The following is an 18,001-nucleotide window of genomic DNA, read 5'->3' on the forward strand; positions in this document are numbered from 1 at the left end:
ATTGCAAGCCTTGATCGCGTAGACCGGTTTAGCATCGCCGTGTAACCCGCTCGGCCGCGTCGCGACAGCCCCTTGCGCGCACTGAGCAGAACAAGAAGGCAAACCATACATATGCGCCCTTACCATGTGGCGGTTGTCGGATCCGGCCCGTCAGGGTTTTTCGCTGCCGCGTCACTGTTGAAATTCGCCGATGCCAAGGCCGCCGCGGCCGATTCAGAAGAACCGATCGACGTGCGCATCGACATGCTCGAAATGCTGCCCACCCCGTGGGGACTGGTGCGCTCGGGCGTGGCTCCGGACCATCCGAAGATCAAGACGGTGGCGGCGCAGTTCGACAAGATCGCCGACGACCCGCGTTTCCGCTTCTTCGGCAACATCACCGTGGGCGATCACGTGCAGGCCGCAGAGCTTTCCGAACGGTACGACGCCGTCATCTACGCCATCGGCGCCCAGTCGGACCGGCCGCTCGGCATCCCCGGCGAGGAACTGGCAGGCAGTGTGGCCGCCGTCGACTTCGTCGGTTGGTACAACGCGCATCCGCATTTCACGGGCATGAATCCCGATGTCACGCAGGACCGGGCAGTGGTGGTCGGCAACGGCAACGTGGCCCTGGACGTGGCCCGGATCCTGGTCAGCGATCCGGGCGAACTCGCGAACACCGACATCGCCGACCACGCGTTGACAGCCTTAGGCGCGCGCGGCGTCCGGGAGGTCGTGATCGTCGGACGACGCGGCCCGCTGCAGGCCCCGTTCACGACCCTGGAGCTGCGTGAGCTCGGTGACCTGGCGGCCATGGCCGATGTCGACGTGATCGTCGACCCGGCCGACGTCGACGGCATCACCGACGCGGAACTGGAAGCCGCAAGCAAGACCGTGCGGCAGAACATCAAGATCTTGCGTGGCTACGCCGAACGAGGAGCGCTTGGCCGCGAGCGCCGCATCGTGTTCAAGTTCCAGACTTCGCCGATCGAGATCAGGGGCGCTGAGATCGAGGGCCGCGCGCGCGTCACCTCAATCGTGTTGGGCCACAACGAGCTGGTCGACGACGGCGGCCGGATCGTCGCCAAGGACAGCGGCCACCGCGAGGAACTGCCGGCCCAGCTGGTGGTGCGTGCGGTGGGCTACCGCGGTGTCCCGACCGAAGGCCTGCCGTTCGACGACCGCGCCGCGACCATCCCGCACACCGAGGGCCGGGTCGAGGGCAGCCGCAACGAGTACGTGGTCGGCTGGATCAAGCGCGGGCCGTCGGGCGTCATCGGCAGCAACAAGAAGGACTCGCAGGACACCGTCAACACCCTGATCGAGGACATCTGCGGCGCCGAGTTGGCCGATTTCGGGACGACTCACAGCGAGGACCTGGAGGCCTGGTTCCTGTCCCGGCAGCCGGCGCTGGTCACCAATGACCACTGGCGCCTCATCGATGCGCACGAGCGGTCCGCCGGCGAGGGCAACAACAGGCCGCGCGTGAAGCTGACCGATGTCGCCGCGATGCTGCGGGTGGCGCACGGCTGAGGCCGTGCGCTTCCCCAGCGCCGGTCGTTCGGCCGCCTAGTGGGCGGGGCGCAGTATGCCCTGGACCGCGAAAGTCGTGAGGCTGCCGCCCGAATTGAGCAGGGACGAGGTGGCCGTCGTTCCCGACAGGACGCCGGAGCTCAAGGAACCGACGCCGGCCTGAAGTCCGTTTGCGTTGATCGCGGCAATGCCTTCGAGTCCACCGATGTTGTGGGTGGCGAAGTGCTGCGCGAAGCCCGCCTCACCGCTCAACGCGCTGCCCAGCCCGTCGAGCGGGTTGGTGTCAGCTGATGCGAAGCCGGCCGGCGCAGCGAGCATGAGGCCCCCGGCAACCAGCCCCATCACGAGTACTTTCACGGTCCTGCGGTACGGCGAGAGCTGAGACTTGGCCATGCGTGTTGGTGTCCCCTTCTTGGAAAACTCTGGCTGACGGTCGATTCCGAGCGATGCCAACCGGAGGTCAGCAAGCTCGATGCGATAGCTGGCTGATCGCATAGTGAATCTATTAGCACAGGGCAACCAATGAATTGGCCTATTTTCCGGAAATCGCAGAGAGTGCTGAGCAAACTTCCAGGCGACCTGAGGGAAACCGCCTGGACTACGGCTGAGAGGCGTGCGGCGCGAAGTTCCAGTTGTCGGGGTTCTTGGGCGAGTACACAACGGGCACCAGCTGGCCCACCGCGGGCCAATTGGCCACGTCGATCGCGACGCGGCCGTACACCTCGTGCTCATTCACGCTGGGGCCGTTGATAACTCCGGCGACGGTGACGTACTGCTCCCCCGCGGCGTCGGGCCGTGGACTGACGCCGGTGATCAGCAGCGTCCCGCTTTCCCCGCTACGCGTACGGCGCAGCCACGGAGCGGCCAGCAGCACGAGCGCTCCGAGCAAGACAATGAGCACGACGAATTCCCACACGTACTCATGGTAGGACTGCACCCATGAGTGCCACCGAAGCCGACATCAACCTTGCCCTGAGATTGGCCGAGGAGGCCGATGCCGTAACGCTGGACCGCTTCGGCGCACTGGATCTGCGCATCGAGACCAAGCCCGATCTGACGCCGGTGACCGATGCCGACCAGTCGGTGGAACGAGCGCTGCGGGAGACGCTGTCCACGGCGCGGCCGGACGACGCGCTGCTGGGTGAAGAATACGGTGGCACAGCGGTTTTCGCCGGGCGGCAATGGGTGATCGACCCCATCGACGGCACCAAGAACTTCGTCCGCGGGGTCCCGGTGTGGGCGACGCTGATCGCCCTGCTGGAGGACGGCGTGCCGGTCGTCGGCGTCGTCAGCGCCCCGGCCCTCGGCCGCCGCTGGTGGGCCGGCACCGGACAAGGTGCGTTCAGCTCTTTCGGCGGCCAAACCCGGCGCATCTCGGTATCGGGTGTCGACGCACTGGACGCGGCAAGCCTGTCCTATTCGGATCTGACCACCGGCTGGGAGGACCGGCGCGACGCGTTCGTCGCGCTGACCGACGCGGTATGGCGGGTGCGGGCCTACGGCGACTTCTGGTCGTACTGCCTCCTGGCCGAAGGTTCGGTCGATATCGCCGTCGAACCAGAGGTCAAGCTGTGGGATCTCGCGGCGCTGGACGTCGTCGTACGGGAGGCCGGCGGGGCGTTCACCAACTTGGCCGGCGCCTCCGGCCCGCACGGCGGCAGCGCCGTCGCGACGAATGGCTTGCTGCACGAAAAGGTGCTCGCCGCCCTGTCCTGACCGAGCAATGTCCGCCCGAAAACCCGCGTTCAGGGCGGGTTTTCGGGCGTCTGGCCCGCGGCCCGCAAATGTGAAGTTGATAACACGGGCGTCGTACCTTACTCCGGAGTAAGATACGGTCATAACGCACTGCCCCAACGACGCGAGGCTGTCGAAATGACCAACACCCTTCCCCAGAACGGCACAGCTGCCGGTTCCTCCCAGCGCCCCGTGCGCAAGGGCCCGGAGAGCGCCATCGGCCTGCAACGGCACAAGCGGACAGCGACCGACATCGGTCTGGCGCTGATCACTCCTTTTGTCGGCCAGGAATTCCTCGACAAGTACAACCTGCGCGAGCCGATGAACCGCGGCCTGAAGTACGGCGTCAAGACGGCGTTCTCCACCGCCGGTGCCGCAGGCCGCCAGTTCAAGCGCATTCCCGGGATCAATGGCGCACCGACTCGCCTGAAGCCGGGCGGTTCGGACTACTTCGACCTGACTCCGGACGAAGACCAGCAAATGATCGTCGAGACCGTCCGCGAGTTCTCCGAGGAGATCCTGCGGCCGGCTGCTCATGACGCCGACGCTGCCGCGGTCTACCCGGCCGACCTGATCGCCAAGGCTGCCGAGCTGGGCATCACCGCGATCAACGTGCCCGAGGAATTCGACGGCATCGCCGCCTCCCAGAGCACCGTCACCACGGCACTGGTCGCCGAGGCCCTGGCCTACGGCGACATGGGCCTGGCCCTGCCGATCCTGGCACCCGGCGGCGTGGCGTCGGCGCTGACCCGTTGGGGCAGCGCCGGTCAGCAGGCCACCTACCTGCCGTCGTTCGCCGGCGAGAACGTGCCGCAGGCCTGTGTGGCCATCGCCGAGCCGCACGCACTGTTCGACCCGACAGCGCTGCGGACCACCGCGATCCGGACCCCCGGCGGTTACCGCCTCAACGGCGTCAAGTCGCTGGTTCCGGCTGCCGCCGACGCCGAGCTGTTCATCATCGGCGCGCAGCTCGACGGCAAGCCCGCGCTCTTCATCGTCGAGTCCGGCTCCGAGGGCCTGTCGATCACGGCCGACCCGAGCATGGGCATCCGCGCCGCGGCGCTGGGCAAGATCGAGCTGAACAACGTCGCGGTGCCGCTGGCCAACCGTCTCGGCGAGGACGAGGCCACCGACAACGACTACTCCGAGGCCATCGCGCTGTCCCGATTGGGTTGGGCCGCACTGGCAGTCGGCACGTCGCACTCGGTGCTCGACTACGTGGTGCCTTACGTCAAGGAGCGCGAGGCGTTCGGCGAGCCCATCGCCCACCGCCAGTCGGTCGCGTTCATGTGCGCCAACATCGCCATCGAACTCGACGGCCTGCGGCTGATCGTCTGGCGCGGCGCCTCCCGGGCCGAGCAGGGCATGCCGTTCCTGCGCGAGGGTGCCCTGGCCAAGCGGTTCGCCACCGACAAGGGCATGCAGATCGGCCTCGACGGCGTGCAGCTGCTCGGTGGCCACGGCTACACCAAGGAACACCCGGTTGAGCGCTGGTACCGCGATCTGCGGGCCGTCGGCGTCGCCGAGGGTGTCGTCGTCCTGTAGACCGGCCCCCAGTCCTCAATCTTCCAACTCTCCCGAAAGACCAATCATGGCAATCAATTTGGAACTGCCCCGCAAGCTGAAAGCAGTCGCGGAAAAGGGCCATCAGGGCGCCGCGGAGATGCTCCGCCCGATCTCCCGCAAGTACGACCTGGCCGAGCACGCCTACCCATCGGAGCTCGACACCCTGGCCAGCCTGTTCGAGGGCATCCAGGAGTCGAACGCCGTCTCGATCGCCGGCGCCGGCTTCTCGGCCAGCGAATCCAAGAGCAAGCACGCAAACGTCAACGGCGCCAACATGTCTGCGTTGCTGAATGCGCTGGAGGTCAGCTGGGGCGATGTCGCTCTCCTTCTGACGGTCCCCTTCCAGGGCCTGGGCAACGCCGCGATCTCCGCCGTCGCCACCAAGGAGCAGTTGGGCAAGTGGGGCAAGGTGTGGGCCGCGATGGCCATCACCGAACCCAGCTTCGGTTCCGACTCTGCGGCGGTCACGACCACCGCCGTGCTCGACGGCGACGAGTACGTCCTCAACGGTGAGAAGATCTTCGTCACCGCCGGCTCGCGCGCCACCCATATCGTGGTGTGGGCGACGGTCGACAAGTCGCTCGGCCGGGCCGCCATCAAGTCGTTCGTCGTGCCGCGTGAGCACCCGGGTGTCATCGTCGAGCGGCTGGAGCACAAGCTCGGCATCAAGGCGTCCGACACCGCGGTCATCCGATTCGACAACTGCCGAATCCCGAAGGACTGCCTCCTCGGCGATCCGGAGGTCAAGGTGGACAAGGGCTTTGGCGGGGTCATGGAGACCTTCGACAACACCCGTCCGATGGTGGCCGCCATGGCCATCGGCGTGGGCCGCGCCGCCCTGGAGGAGCTGCGGGCGATCCTCACCGACGCCGGCATCGAGATCTCGTACGACAAGCCGGCCCACTCGCAGAGCGCCCCGGCCGCCGAGTTCCTGCGGATGGAGTCCGACTGGGAGGCCGCTTACCTGCTGTCACTGCGCGCCGCCTGGCAGGCCGACAACAAGGTCCCGAACTCCAAGGAAGCGTCCATGAGCAAGGCCAAGGCCGGGCGCATGGGCACCGACGTCACTCTCAAGGCTGTCGAATTGGCCGGCACCACCGGCTATTCCGAGACCACCCTGCTGGAGAAGTGGGCCCGCGACTCGAAGATTCTCGACATCTTCGAAGGCACGCAGCAGATTCAGCAGCTCGTGGTGGCGCGACGCCTGCTGGGCCTGTCGTCGGCACAGCTCAAGTGACCGGCGCTCCGGTGGCCCGGCACCCGCTGGGCTACCGGAGCACCGTCGCGAGCGCTTCGGTTGGTCGCGAGCACCTGACCGAAAATGCCCAGCGCACAAAGACATACATTGTCTCGGTCGCTCACTCATGCACCGCGACAAACGAACAGGCCCCGGGATTGCTCCCGGGGCCTGTTCGTCGCTGAGGTGTCGGTTACGACGACGCGTTGGCGCCCAGCACGCGCTGCAGATCAGGCTTCATGGCCTGCAGCTGCTGGCCCCAGTAGCCCCAGTCGTGGGTACCGCTGTCGGGGAAGTTGAACACCGCGTTGTTGCCGCCCGCGGCCAGGTAGTTGTCCTGGAAGGTGCGGTTGGTGCGGATGGTCAGGCCCTCGAGGAACTTGGCCGGGACGTTGTCGCCGCCCAGGTCGCTCGGGTTGCCATTGCCGCAGTAGACCCACAAGCGGGTGTTGTTGGCAACCAGCTTGCCGATGTTGACCATCGGGTCGTTGCGCTGCCAGGCGTTGTTCGGGTCACCGGTGGAGCCCCACATGTCGTCGGCCTTGTAACCACCGGCGTCACCCATGGAGACGTTGATCAGGAAGGGCCACCAGCCCTCGGACGGGTTGAGGAAGCCCGACATCGAGCCGGCGTAGATGAACTGCTGCGGGTGCCAGATGGCGAGGGTCATCGCGGATGAACCAGCCATGGACAGACCGACCGCCGCCATGCCCGTCGACTTGACGTCGCGGTTGGCCTGCAGCCACTGCGGCAACTCCTGGGTCAGGAAGGTCTCCCACTTGTAGGTGGAGCAACCGGCCTTACCGCAGGCCGGCTTGTACCAGTCGCTGTAGAAGCTGGACTGGCCGCCGACCGGCATGACGATCGACAGACCGGAGTTGAGGTACCACTCGAAGGCGGCGGTGTTGATGTCCCAGCCGTTGTAGTCGTCCTGGGCGCGCAGACCGTCGAGCAGGTACACCGCCGGCGACCCGTTACCACCGCTCTGGAACTGGATCTTGATGTCGCGTCCCATCGCCGGCGACGGGACCTGGAGGTATTCGACCGGCAGGCCGGGACGCGAGAACGCGCCTGCGGTGGCTGTCTGGCCGGCAAGTCCGATGAGACCCGGGAGCAGGACGGCGGCCGAGACGGCACCGGCGATCCTGCGTGCCAGGCGGCCGCGAATCTTGTCAACGAACATTCACAATCCCATTTCAGTATCAGGTACCGGGTATCGTGCCCACTCGGCGCGATCAGACGGCGCTGGTGGCACGGCCGCGATTTCTCGCAGCCGTGTGCGGCGGGCTCAGCCTGGTACGGGAACTGAACGCACCGAAGGTTTCAGTTGTCTGTGGGCAGTAAAACACGCATGCGACATGCCGAGGAACCCCCGAATCGCGCTTGAGACCAGGTTGTTGCGGACTTCGTACCGTTCAGCTATCACCTTGCCTTCGCGGGGTGCGGTGTTCATCCGGCCGTAGGCTGCCGTTTGTGACGAGCGACCGGAACGACGTCGACGAGCTGCCGGACTCCCGATCGGGCAACCGGCTGGGCATTGAGGACTGGCTCGCGGCCGGATACGCGATCCTCGCCGAGGAAGGGTTGAAGGCCCTGAAGATCGACCGGTTGTGCGCTCGGTTGAAGGTCACCAAGGGCAGCTTCTACTGGCATTTCGACAACATCGCCGCCTACCGGACAGCTCTCATTCAGGGCTGGAGCGAGCTCCGCGACGCGGACCGCAGCCAGATCGAAGAGATCGATTCGCTGGCACCACGGGACCGGCTGGTGCAGATGATGAATTCGCTGGTCAGCCCCAGGCACTGGACGCTGGAACGCGCGATGCGGGAATGGGCTCGCTCCGACCAGGCCGTCGCCGCGAGTGTGCGCGCCGCGGACCGGCGCGTTCTCGGGGCGGTCCGGCGCGCCTTCGAGGACTACGGCTTCGACGCCGACGAGGCCGAGCTGCGGGCCGACGCCACGTTCGCCGTCGGCATCGGATTCCTGCACCTCTCTGGCGATGCACCGCATCCGCGACTCGCGGCCCGCAGTGAGCGGTTTCTCGATCTGATGCTCGCGACCTGACTTCCATACCAAAAGGTATGGTACGGTCCGGCTCATGTTGAGTACGCAGACCGGCATCACTGATGGATTCGTAACAGCACTCGGGGAACGCGCCGCCGAGGCAGAAGAACTTCGTCGCCTTCCCGACGACACCGTGAGCGACCTGATCGCTTCCGGATTCACCGACCTCCTGGTGCCGGCCCGCTACGGAGGGCAGCAGGCACCGTTCCCCGCCATCCTCGATCCGGTACGCCGCCTCGCCCACGGCTGCACCTCGAGCGCCTGGACCATCGGCTTCCTGGCCCTGCACAACTGGATGCTGGCGCTGTTCGGCGAGCAGGCCCAGCAAGACGCATTCGACAGCCGGCCGTTCCTCGCGCCGGCGCCGCTGGCCCCGACAGGCCGAGGGCTGCCGGCCGACGGCGGTATCCGCCTGTCCGGGCGCTGGTCCTGGGCCACCGGGGTCATGCACGGAAACTGGATCATCGTCGCGGCACTCTGCGGCCCGGATGACGGCATCTACCCCGCCCTCGCACTGCTGCCGATCAGCGACGTCACCGTCGACGACGTCTGGCACACCGACGGTATGCGGGCCACCGGATCAAACGACGCGATCGCCACCGACGTCTTCGTGCCCGAGCACCGCCTGGTCAAGGTCACCGACATCTATGCCGGCACCGCTCCAGGCGCAAGACTCCACGACAGCGCCACCTACCGCTGGCCGATGGTGCCGGCTCTGGCGCTACTGGCGGCCATGCCCGCCCTGGGTAGCGCCGAGCGGGTCACCGAGATCTATGCGGGGCGGCTGGCCGAGCGGGTGCTGCCGTATGAGGGCGTCATGCAGAAGGACAAGCCCATTGCCCAGGCACACTTGGCCGGAGCGCAGGTGCGCTTGCGATCTCTACGCGGCCTGCTGGCCGACACGGTCGGTGAGATCGAGGAGATCGTCGTCGCCGGCGATTCCGTGGACAAGCCCGTCCGCGCGCAGGCTCGACTGGCGGCCGCACACATCGTCGCCGAATCGCGCGCGGTGATCGGCGATCTCATGGGCGCCGCCGGGGCCAGCATCCACTTCTTGTCCAGCCCGATGCAGCGGTTCAAGCGCGATGTCGACGTGCTGGCCGGACACGTCGTGTTCGACTACGACACCAGCCGCGAGCTGGCCGGAGCACTCGCACTCGGGATGAAGATTCCGCGGACGTCGATGGTCTGAGGGTCGGCCTGAATTCACCCTTGCCTGCCAACCTAACCAAAAGTAATGTCACTTTTAGTTTTGCTGCGTGAGCCACGAGGAGCCCAGCATGGAATCGTTCGTCCACCTGCGAAAAGGCCGGACCCCGAAGCGGGTGCACGCCGACCTGGACGGCCTCAAGGACGATGAACTCGGGCGCGGCGGATTCGTCGGTCGCACCGCCAACATGTACCGGCGCAACGACCCGACGGCATATCGCACCGTCGGGCCGCTGCGCCCCACCGACGTGCTGTCGTCCGAGCTGAAGCCGTCGGACGCGACGGACCCTCAGGGCACTCCCCTGTTGATGTTCTCCAACGCCGACTGCCAGGTCCTGCTGAGCCGCCGGAGTGCCGAGATGCCGTTCTTCGTCCGATACGTCGACGGCGATCTACTGCTTTTCGTCCACAAGGGTTCTGGGCTGCTGGAGACCGAGTTCGGCCCACTGCGCTATCGCGAGGGTGACTGGGTCTACCTCCCCAAAGCGTGCACGTTCCGGCAGGTGCCGGACAGTGAGAGCACGTGGCTCATGATCCAGGCCACCGACGACTTCCGGGTGCCGCCCGCGGGCATCCTGGGACGGCACTTCCCATTCGATCCCGCGCAGGTCACCATTCCCGAGCCGGTCCCCATCGACGATGACGGCAGGGACGAATACGAGGTCCGGCTGATCCACGAGGGCGGGCCCACTTCGCTTTTCTACCAACATAATCCGCTCGACGTGGAAGGTTGGCGGGGCGACAACTTCCCCTTCACCTTCAACATCGAGGACTACACCGTCATCACGTCCGAGAGCGTGCACCTACCGCCGACGGTGCACCTGTTCATGCAGGCGACGGGCGTCTACGTGATGAACTTCCTGCCCAAGCCCGCCGAGAGCGTGCCGGGCACCGAGCGCACCCCGTGGTACCACCGCAACGTCGATTACGACGAGATCGCGTTCTTCCACGCCGGGTCGCTGTACGGCATCCCGATGCCGCCGGGCCTGGTTTCCCATGCGCCGCAAGGTGTGCACCACGGCGCACCGGAAGCCGCGCGCGAGCGTGCCCGTCGCAAGTTCGACCAATACGACCGCGTCGACTGGTCGGTGATCGCCATCGACACCCGCCGGCGTCTCACACCATCCGCCGAAATCCTCGCCAACGATTTGGGGCAGCACTAGTGATGAGCGCTTGCGCGAAGAACAAAGGACAGCGATGACAACGATCGATTCACCCGTGAAGCACGACTATGACCGCATCCCGTATCTGGTTGCGTACCAGAACAACTCGGCGGTCCGCGATGTGTACGGCGGCGTCGCCGAACTCGTGGTGCTGGAGAGCTATCTGCTCAAGCCCAAGAACAAGACGTCGGACACCGTCCTGGTGTTCATGCATCCCATCGGCGGCGGCGCATACCTGCCGATGATCAACGCGCTGGCCCGCGCCGGCCACCACGTCATCTACTGCAACAGCCGGTTCCGCGGCACCGACTCCGCGTTGCTGATGGAGAAGGTCGTCGAGGACCTCGGCGAGTGCATCAAGGACGCCAAGAACCGGCTGGGTTACTCGAAGGTGGTGCTCGCCGGGTGGAGCGGCGGCGGCTCGCTGTCCGTCTTCTACCAGCAGCAGGCGCAGCACCCGACGGTGACGTCGAGCCCGTCTGGCGACGGGCCCGACCTGACGAAGCTGGGCCTGATCCCGGCGGACGGCCTCATGCTGCTGGCCGCTCACATCAGCCGGCACGGAACAATGACCGAGTGGATGGACGCCTCCATCCTCGACGAGAACGACCCGTCGAAGCGTGACCCGGAACTGGACCTCTACAACCCCGACAACCCGAACCAGCCGCCCTACACCCCCGAGTTCCTGCAGCGGTACCACGCCGCACAGGTCGCCCGGAATCGGCGAATCACCAAGTGGGTCAAGGACAAACTCGCCGAGATAAAAGCGAGCGGACGACCCGGCGCTGACGTCGAAGAGTTCGCGTTCGTCGTCCACGGCACCATGGCCGACCCACGCTGGCTCGACCCCACGGTCGATCCCAACGAACGCACCCCGGGGCAGTGCTATCTGGGGGACCCTCAAGTGGTGAACATGAGCCCGGTGGGCCTCGCCCGGTTCTGTACGTTGCGCAGCTGGCTGTCACAGTGGAGCTATGACGATGCCAACGGTGACGCCGTGAAGGCCGGCCCGGATATCGCGGTGCCGACCCTGGTGATCGGCAACCTCGCCGATGACGCCTGCACCCCGAGCCACACGCGGCGGTTGTACGAGGCCATCGGCCATCCCGATAAGGAAATGCACGAGATCCCGGGCGCCAACCACTACTACTCCGGCCCGGACCAGCGCGGCACGCTGCGCCAGGCCGTCGGGATCTGCACGGATTGGCTGCACCGGCAAGGGTTCTCCAGATGACCGCTACCGGCGCGCTCGACGGCATCAGGGTCATCGAACTCGGCACCCTGATCTCGGGCCCCTTCGCGGGCCGGCTGCTCGGCGACATGGGCGCAGAGGTGCTCAAGATCGAGTTGCCGACCTCCCCCGATCCGCTGCGGACCTGGGGCCAGGCCGAACTCGACGGGCACCGCTTCTTCTGGACGGTCCACGCGCGCAACAAGAAGGCAGTGACCCTGGACCTGCGCACCGAACGCGGCCGGGAGCTGTTCCTCGAGCTGGTCAAGCAGTCCGATGTCATCGTGGAGAACTTCCGGCCGGGCACCCTGGAGAAGTGGAACCTGGGCTACGACGTTCTGCGCGAACACAATCGCGGCATCATCCTGGTGCGGGTATCGGGCTACGGGCAGACCGGTCCCGATGCCGGCAAGGCCGGGTACGCGTCGGTCGCCGAGGCGGCCAGCGGGCTGCGGCACATGAACGGCTTTCCCGGCGGCCCTCCCCCGCGGTTGGCGCTGTCGCTGGGCGACAGCCTCGCCGGCATGTTCGCCGCACAGGGAGCGCTTGCCGCGCTCTATCGGCGCAGTGTCACCGGCGAGGGGCAGGTCGTAGATACGGCACTCACCGAAAGTTGTTTGGCCATTCAGGAATCCACGATCCCCGATTACGACATCGGTGGCGTGGTGCGCGGGCCCTCGGGCACTCGCCTCGAAGGCATCGCACCGTCCAACATCTACCAGAGCGCGAACGGCAGCTGGGTCGTGATCGCGGCCAATCAGGACACCGTGTTCCGGCGGCTGTGCCAGGCGATGGGGCGGCCGGAATTGGCCACCGACGAGCGGTTCGTCGACCATCTGGCACGCGGCCGCAACCAGGACGAACTCGACAAGCTCATCGGCGACTGGGCTGCCGAGCGTCAGCCGCAGGACATCATCGCCACGTTGTCGGCGGCCGGGGTGATCAGCGGGCCGATCAACACCGTCGCCGAGGTGGTGCAAGACCCACAGCTGCAGGCACGCAACATGATTGCCGACCACTGGGATGAACGTGTGCAGCGCAACGTGAAGGGACCTGGCGTCGTACCGGTGCTGTCGGGCACTCCCGGAACCATCCGCAACGGTGGATCGGCGCGACCGGGGCAGGACAACGACGAGGTGTACGGCCGGCTGCTCGGTCTCGACGCCGCGCAGTTGGCGGCGCTGCGTGAGGAGGGCGTGTTGTGACGGACCTGCCGTCCTACGTCACCATCCGCGAAGTCTGCCTGCGTGACGGGCTTCAACTCGAGGACCCGATTCCGTTGTCCGCCAAGCTCGAACTGCTCGAGGCCATCGTCGCCACCGGCGTGCAAGAGATCGAGGCCACCGCATTCGTGTCACCGTCCAAGGTGCCCGCGCTGGCCGATGCCCCCGAGGTGGCCGCGGCGCTGGCGGCATTTCCCGGCGTCGAGTTCTCCGCACTGGTGGCCGGCCCCGGCGGCGCGGGCCGCGCGCTCGCCGCGGGCATGCGGTCCCTGGAATACGTGGTGTCCGCCGCAGACAGCCACAGCCAGGCGAACGTCGGGCGGTCGACGACCGAATCCACGGCGCTGATCGCCGACATCGTGACCCTGGCCCATGACAGCGGTGCGAGTGCCGAGGTCATCATCGCCACGGCCTGGGACTGCCCCTTCGACGGCCCGACCGATCCGAGCCGAGTCGTCGAGATCGCCACAGCTGCATCGGAATTCGGCGCGGATCGAGTGGCCATCGCGGACACCATCGGGACCACCACCCCGCGACGGGTCACCGACCTGATCACCCGGGTCCGCCCGGTCATCGGCGCCCTGCCACTCGGCGCGCATTTCCACAACACCCGCGGTGCCGGTCTCGCCAGCGCCTACGCCGCCGTGCAGGCCGGCGTGACCCGGCTCGACGCGTCGGTGGGTGGATTGGGCGGCTGCCCGTTCGCCCCCGGCGCGACGGGGAACATCGCGACCGAGGATCTGGTCTATCTATTGCGGGACAGCGACATCGGCACCGGCATCAACGTGGACTTGGCGATCGATGCGGCCATGGTGGCACAGCGGATTGTCGGCCATGAGCTACCGAGCGCCCTGCTGCGCGCCGGCGACCGGCTGCTGGGCTGAGCATGCCGGCCGACACTCTCACCGCCAAGGGCCGCCAGACCCGCGAGGCCATCGAACTCGCGGCGCGGAAGCTGTTCGCCGAGCGGGGCTTTCACGGCACGACACTCGCCGACATCACATCGGCGGCAGGTAAGTCATCAGCAGTGTTCTACCGCTACTTCGATGACAAGGAAGACCTGCTTGCGGAGCTGGCCGAGTCATTTCTCCACGACATCGTCACACCCTCGGGGATGAGCGTGCCACTGCCGGAGTCCCCCGAAACCACCGACTACTTCACCACGGTGGTCACGGGGTACTGGAACCTCTTCAAGCAGAACATCGGCATCATGATCGCAGTCGCCCAGCTGGGTGCCACCCAACCACGATTTGCCAAGGTGCAGCATGAGTTCCGCCGCTTCGGCATGGACATGGTCGGCGACTCGGTGCGCCATGCCGCCGAGCAGGGTTATGCGCAGGGCCTCAACCCCGAACACATCGCCGCTGCCATTGCGCTGCTTTTCGAGAATTTCACCGTGGTGGTGGTCGGCAACCCGGGATCCGAACTGCAGATCAGCGACGAGGACGCCATCTCCACACTGTCGACCATCTGGAAGAAAACCCTGTACGGCTTCTGACCGAAAGAGGAATCACCGTGGATTTCGCTCTACCGGAACACCTTCCGCGCCTGTTGGCCGAGATGGACGCGTTCATCGAGGCCGAGATCAAGCCGCTCGAACGCGAGAACATGCAGTTCTTCGACCGGCGGCGCGAATTCGCCCGTACCGACCTGGAGAACGGTGGCGTACCGACCCGGGAATGGGAGGACCTGCTCGACGAGATGCGCCGCCGCGCCGACGCCGCCGGCTGGCTGCGATACGGGCTGCCCCGTGAGTTCGGCGGCCGCGGCGGCACCAACCTGGACATGGCCGTCATCCGGGAACACCTGGCGCACAAGGGACTCGGCCTACACAACGATCTGCAGGACGAATCGTCGATCGTCGGGAATTTCCCGCAGCTCATCATGATGAGCCGGTTCGGCACCCCGGCACAGCAAGCCGAATGGGTCGAGGCGATGATCACGGGCGAACGGTCCATGGCGTTCGGCCTCACCGAACCCGACCACGGCAGCGACGCCACCTGGCTGGAGACCACCGCGGTCCGCGACGGTGACGGCTGGATCATCAACGGCCGCAAGCGCTGGAACACCGGCGTACATCGGGCCACCCACGATCTCATCTTCGCCCGCACGTCAGGTGAACCCGGACAGGCGGTCGGCATCACCGCGTTCCTTGTCCCCACCGACACGCCCGGCTTCACCGTGCCGTACTACTGGTGGACGTTCAACATGCCCAGCGACCATGGCGAGGTCGAACTGAATGACGTTCGCGTGCCTGATGATGCGGTGCTCGGCGAGGTGGACCATGGCCTGGAGGTCGGCCAGACGTTCCTGCACGAGAACCGGATTCGGCAGGCCGCCAGCAGCCTGGGTGCGGCCCAGTACTGCATTGACCGCGCCGCACAGTATGCCGGCGAACGCGTCGTGTTCGGTAAGCCGCTGTCGGTCAACCAAGCCGTGCAGTGGCCACTGGCTGAGCTGCAGACCGAGGCCCAGATGGTCCGGCTCCTGGTCTATTACGCCGCCTGGCATCTGGACCGCGATCACCACATGGAGGTCTCCGACAAGGTGTCGATGGCGAACTACCGCGCCAACCGACTGGTGTGCGAGGCCGCCGACCGGGCCATGCAGATCCACGGCGGCATCGGCTACAGCCGGCACGAGCCGTTCGAGCACATCTACCGGCATCACCGCCGCTATCGGATCACCGAAGGCGCCGAGGAGATTCAGATTCGCCGGGTGGCGCAGCGGATGTTGAAGTTCGGACGCAAGTGATCGACCCGGCGGCACTGGCCGCGGTACTCAGACCCGCACTGGGCGAGGTCACCATCGAGAATCTGCGCGTACTCACCGGTGGTGCGAGCCGAGCCACGTGGGGGTTCTCCGCGGCCACAGTCAACGATGTCCGCCCATTGATCCTCCGCGTCGGCTCGCCCGACGAGGTCCACGCCGGCATGGAACTGGAAGCCGCGGCGCTGTCCCGGGCTGCGGCCACGGGCGCACCGGTGCCGCGGGTGCTGGCAGCGAGCAATTCGCCGGAGGCTCTGGGCGATCCATTTCTGGTGTGCGACTTCGTGTCCGGCGAGACCATCGTGCGCAAAATCCAGCGGGCCCTCGATGACGAAGGCCGGGCCGCTCTGCTCGCACAATGCGCCGAAGCCCTGGCATCCATCCACTGTGCCGACCCCGCCGGCATCGGGTTGTCGCGTGCAGACGAGCTGAGTTCATGGCGGCGCGAGCTCGATGAGATCGGCGACACGACAGCGACTTTCGAGTGGGCATTCCGATGGCTGGAGCGCAATCAGCCCGCGGACATCGGCGATCCGGTGCTGGTGCACGGCGACTTTCGGATGGGCAACCTGATAGTCGATGGCAGCCGCCTTGCGGCGGTGCTGGATTGGGAGCTCACGCACCAGGGCTCGCGCGCAGAGGACCTGGCCTGGTTCTGCATCAGGGCCTGGCGATTCGGCGCGCCGCGTGCGCTGGACGCCGGCGGCCTGGGCAGTATCGAGGACTTCCTCACCGCGTACGAACGATCCAGCGCAAACACTCTGGATCGCAAGACCTTTCACTGGTGGCTAGTGTCGGCCACCTTGCGTTGGGGCATCATCTGCCGGTACCAGGCGCAGCGTCACCTCTCGGGGCAAACCAGATCGGTGGAGTTGGCCGCCATCGGCCGCCGGGTGTGCGAGACCGAGTGGGACCTGCTGGGCCTCTTGGAGGCCCGATGAACCACTACCGGCCCACCGCCGCCGAGCTGGTCGCCGCGGTGGCCGAGTTCCTGGAGACAGAGGTGCGGGAGGCCACCGGACCCAATGGTCGGCTCGCCGACGTGGGCGCGGTGAACTTCCACGCCCGCGTCGCGGCGAACGCGCTGCGGATCGTCGAACGCGAGCTCGGCCAGGTCGGTCAGGAACCCGGGCTGCTCGGCTACCAAGACGAGCAAGCGCTGGCGGAAGCCATCCGCCACGGCGACTTCGATGATCGCCAGGACGAACTCCTCCCCACCCTGCGCGCACTGGTGCGTCATCGGCTCGACGTGGCCCACCCGGGCTACGAGGATGAGTAGGCCAAACCCGGCCTACCTGTTGACCGGACTGTCGTAGCCTGGGCAGGTGGCCGACCCTGCCCTCAAGATCCTGGTGTACAGCGACAATCCAAACACCCGTGATCAGGTGCGCACTGCCCTGGGGCGGCGCATTCATCCGGATCTGCCCGACCTGACGTATCTCGAGGTGGCAACGGCACCGGTCGTGGTGAGTTCTGTCGACGCCGGCGACATCGACCTGGTCATCCTCGACGGCGAGGCCACGCCCGCCGGCGGGATGGGGCTGGCCAAACAGCTCAAGGACGAGGTGGCGAACTGCCCGCCGATCGTGGTGCTCACCGGCCGCCCGGACGACGCCTGGCTGGCGTCCTGGTCTCGCGCAGAGGCTGCGGTACCCCACCCGATCGACCCGATCCGGCTCGGCGAGGCAGTGGCGGCGGTGTTGTCGCCGCAGCGGTGAAACACTGCGGTAACCAGCACGAAATGGCCTGTGGCCGTTCACTCTTCGCGCCAGCAGCGGCGGGGCGCGGGAACGTCAGGAACTGATCATGATCCTAGCCAAAATGCGGCGGCCGTTCCGTTAACCGAGCTAAGCTGTGGGCCAGCTCACATCGACAGCTCGACGAGGGAGCCTCACAGGGCATGACGAACGTATGAACGTCTACATCCCCATCTTGGTACTCGGCGCGATCGCGGCTGCGTTCGCGGTGGGTTCGGTCGGAATCGCACTGGTCATCGGCCCTCGCCGGTACAACCGGGCCAAGCTGGAGGCCTACGAATGCGGCATCGAACCGATGGCGCCGGGCTCTCCTGGACATGAGACCACCGGTCAGCGTTTCCCGGTCAAGTACTACCTGACCGCCATGTTGTTCATCGTCTTCGACATCGAGATCGTCTTCCTGTACCCCTGGGCTGTTTCCTTCGAATCGCTGGGGGTGTTCGCGGTGGTGGAGATGCTGCTGTTCATGCTGACGGTGTTCGTCGCCTATGCGTACATCTGGCGGCGCGGCGGACTGAGCTGGGACTGAGGACCGG

The 18,001-nt window shown here is 66.4% G+C and carries 19 protein-coding genes; 16 read left to right on the plus strand and 3 right to left on the minus strand.

Features of this window, described 5'->3' with window-relative positions; genetic code table 11:
- Positions 1–111: 111 nt before the first annotated feature.
- Positions 112–1,512 (plus strand): FAD-dependent oxidoreductase, encoded by a 1,401-nt coding sequence (locus tag G6N59_RS07335; protein ID WP_138231516.1) that lies wholly within the window; start codon positions 112–114, stop codon positions 1,510–1,512.
- A 36-nt stretch (positions 1,513–1,548) separates the two neighbouring features.
- Here G6N59_RS07335 and G6N59_RS07340 read toward each other — a convergent pair whose 3' ends face one another.
- Together G6N59_RS07340 and G6N59_RS07345 are read right to left on the minus strand one after the other, a co-directional pair.
- A complete protein-coding gene (locus tag G6N59_RS07340) occupies positions 1,549–1,905 on the minus strand; it encodes a hypothetical protein (protein ID WP_138231517.1) in 357 nt (118 codons plus the stop codon).
- A 205-nt stretch (positions 1,906–2,110) separates the two neighbouring features.
- Positions 2,111–2,428, minus strand: a complete 318-nt coding sequence (locus G6N59_RS07345) for a hypothetical protein (RefSeq protein WP_138231518.1) — start codon at positions 2,426–2,428, stop codon at positions 2,111–2,113.
- Positions 2,429–2,451: 23 nt separating this feature from the next.
- Between G6N59_RS07345 and hisN the strand changes: the two genes are divergently transcribed.
- The 3 genes from hisN to G6N59_RS07360 all read left to right on the plus strand — a co-directional run bounded on the left by hisN (position 2,452) and on the right by G6N59_RS07360 (position 6,049).
- Entirely contained in the window at positions 2,452–3,228 is a 777-nt protein-coding gene (hisN, locus tag G6N59_RS07350; RefSeq protein WP_138231519.1) for a histidinol-phosphatase, read from the plus strand.
- A 156-nt stretch (positions 3,229–3,384) separates the two neighbouring features.
- Positions 3,385–4,791: an acyl-CoA dehydrogenase family protein gene (locus G6N59_RS07355; RefSeq protein WP_138231520.1), complete on the plus strand. Its 1,407-nt coding sequence runs from the start codon at positions 3,385–3,387 to the stop codon at positions 4,789–4,791.
- Between the two features lie 46 nt (positions 4,792–4,837).
- A complete protein-coding gene (locus G6N59_RS07360; protein WP_138231521.1) occupies positions 4,838–6,049 on the plus strand; it encodes an acyl-CoA dehydrogenase family protein in 1,212 nt (403 codons plus the stop codon).
- 193 nt (positions 6,050–6,242) lie between these two features.
- Here the strand turns inward: G6N59_RS07360 and G6N59_RS07365 are convergent, their stop codons facing one another.
- On the minus strand, positions 6,243–7,232 hold the full coding sequence (locus G6N59_RS07365; RefSeq protein ID WP_138231522.1) for an esterase family protein: 990 nt from the start codon (positions 7,230–7,232) through the stop codon (positions 6,243–6,245).
- A gap of 290 nt (positions 7,233–7,522) precedes the next feature.
- Between G6N59_RS07365 and G6N59_RS07370 the strand changes: the two genes are divergently transcribed.
- The 12 genes from G6N59_RS07370 (at position 7,523) to G6N59_RS07425 (ending at position 17,994) form a co-directional block, all read left to right on the plus strand.
- On the plus strand, positions 7,523–8,113 hold the full coding sequence (locus tag G6N59_RS07370; protein ID WP_138231523.1) for a TetR/AcrR family transcriptional regulator: 591 nt from the start codon (positions 7,523–7,525) through the stop codon (positions 8,111–8,113).
- Between the two features lie 34 nt (positions 8,114–8,147).
- Positions 8,148–9,305 (plus strand): acyl-CoA dehydrogenase family protein, encoded by a 1,158-nt coding sequence (locus G6N59_RS07375; RefSeq protein ID WP_138231524.1) that lies wholly within the window; start codon positions 8,148–8,150, stop codon positions 9,303–9,305.
- 88 nt (positions 9,306–9,393) lie between these two features.
- Entirely contained in the window at positions 9,394–10,485 is a 1,092-nt protein-coding gene (locus G6N59_RS07380) for a homogentisate 1,2-dioxygenase (protein WP_138231525.1), read from the plus strand.
- Positions 10,486–10,519: 34 nt separating this feature from the next.
- Complete coding sequence (locus G6N59_RS07385; RefSeq protein ID WP_138231526.1) at positions 10,520–11,719, plus strand: alpha/beta hydrolase family protein; 1,200 nt, start codon at positions 10,520–10,522, stop codon at positions 11,717–11,719.
- Complete coding sequence (locus tag G6N59_RS07390; protein WP_138231527.1) at positions 11,716–12,921, plus strand: CaiB/BaiF CoA transferase family protein; 1,206 nt, start codon at positions 11,716–11,718, stop codon at positions 12,919–12,921. Before G6N59_RS07385 ends, G6N59_RS07390 begins: the two co-directional genes overlap by 4 nt.
- On the plus strand, positions 12,918–13,823 hold the full coding sequence (locus G6N59_RS07395; protein ID WP_138231528.1) for a hydroxymethylglutaryl-CoA lyase: 906 nt from the start codon (positions 12,918–12,920) through the stop codon (positions 13,821–13,823). The genes G6N59_RS07390 and G6N59_RS07395 overlap by 4 nt, the downstream gene beginning before the upstream one ends.
- Before the next feature lie 2 nt (positions 13,824–13,825).
- Positions 13,826–14,437, plus strand: coding sequence for a TetR/AcrR family transcriptional regulator (locus G6N59_RS07400; RefSeq protein ID WP_138231529.1), 612 nt, complete (start codon positions 13,826–13,828; stop codon positions 14,435–14,437).
- Between the two features lie 17 nt (positions 14,438–14,454).
- Complete coding sequence (locus G6N59_RS07405; RefSeq protein ID WP_138231530.1) at positions 14,455–15,693, plus strand: acyl-CoA dehydrogenase family protein; 1,239 nt, start codon at positions 14,455–14,457, stop codon at positions 15,691–15,693.
- Positions 15,690–16,649, plus strand: a complete 960-nt coding sequence (locus tag G6N59_RS07410) for a phosphotransferase family protein (RefSeq protein WP_179970282.1) — start codon at positions 15,690–15,692, stop codon at positions 16,647–16,649. Before G6N59_RS07405 ends, G6N59_RS07410 begins: the two co-directional genes overlap by 4 nt.
- A complete protein-coding gene (locus G6N59_RS07415) occupies positions 16,646–16,987 on the plus strand; it encodes a DUF6285 domain-containing protein (protein ID WP_138231531.1) in 342 nt (113 codons plus the stop codon). Before G6N59_RS07410 ends, G6N59_RS07415 begins: the two co-directional genes overlap by 4 nt.
- 46 nt (positions 16,988–17,033) lie before the next feature.
- Complete coding sequence (locus G6N59_RS07420; RefSeq protein WP_138231532.1) at positions 17,034–17,426, plus strand: Rv3143 family two-component system response regulator; 393 nt, start codon at positions 17,034–17,036, stop codon at positions 17,424–17,426.
- A 193-nt stretch (positions 17,427–17,619) separates the two neighbouring features.
- Positions 17,620–17,994, plus strand: a complete 375-nt coding sequence (locus G6N59_RS07425) for an NADH-quinone oxidoreductase subunit A (protein ID WP_043400785.1) — start codon at positions 17,620–17,622, stop codon at positions 17,992–17,994.
- Positions 17,995–18,001: the final 7 nt, after the last annotated feature.

The sequence above is a fragment of the Mycolicibacterium aubagnense genome (genome assembly GCF_010730955.1).
Taxonomy (GTDB): Bacteria; Actinomycetota; Actinomycetes; order Mycobacteriales; family Mycobacteriaceae; genus Mycobacterium; species Mycobacterium aubagnense.

Bases quoted from the DNA above. Each gene is read 5' to 3' on its own strand.
- G6N59_RS07355 (WP_138231520.1), top strand. From the start codon at position 3,385: ATGACCAACACCCTTCCCCAGAACGGCACAGCTGCCGGTTCCTCCCAG.
- G6N59_RS07400 (WP_138231529.1), top strand. From the start codon at position 13,826: ATGCCGGCCGACACTCTCACCGCCAAGGGCCGCCAGACCCGCGAGGCC.
- G6N59_RS07415 (WP_138231531.1), top strand. From the start codon at position 16,646: ATGAACCACTACCGGCCCACCGCCGCCGAGCTGGTCGCCGCGGTGGCC.
- G6N59_RS07375 (WP_138231524.1), top strand. From the start codon at position 8,148: ATGTTGAGTACGCAGACCGGCATCACTGATGGATTCGTAACAGCACTC.
- G6N59_RS07390 (WP_138231527.1), top strand. From the start codon at position 11,716: ATGACCGCTACCGGCGCGCTCGACGGCATCAGGGTCATCGAACTCGGC.
- G6N59_RS07335 (WP_138231516.1), top strand. From the start codon at position 112: ATGCGCCCTTACCATGTGGCGGTTGTCGGATCCGGCCCGTCAGGGTTT.
- hisN (WP_138231519.1), top strand. From the start codon at position 2,452: ATGAGTGCCACCGAAGCCGACATCAACCTTGCCCTGAGATTGGCCGAG.
- G6N59_RS07380 (WP_138231525.1), top strand. From the start codon at position 9,394: ATGGAATCGTTCGTCCACCTGCGAAAAGGCCGGACCCCGAAGCGGGTG.
- G6N59_RS07365 (WP_138231522.1), bottom strand. From the start codon at position 7,232: ATGTTCGTTGACAAGATTCGCGGCCGCCTGGCACGCAGGATCGCCGGT.
- G6N59_RS07385 (WP_138231526.1), top strand. From the start codon at position 10,520: ATGACAACGATCGATTCACCCGTGAAGCACGACTATGACCGCATCCCG.
- G6N59_RS07425 (WP_043400785.1), top strand. From the start codon at position 17,620: ATGAACGTCTACATCCCCATCTTGGTACTCGGCGCGATCGCGGCTGCG.
- G6N59_RS07340 (WP_138231517.1), bottom strand. From the start codon at position 1,905: ATGGCCAAGTCTCAGCTCTCGCCGTACCGCAGGACCGTGAAAGTACTC.
- G6N59_RS07360 (WP_138231521.1), top strand. From the start codon at position 4,838: ATGGCAATCAATTTGGAACTGCCCCGCAAGCTGAAAGCAGTCGCGGAA.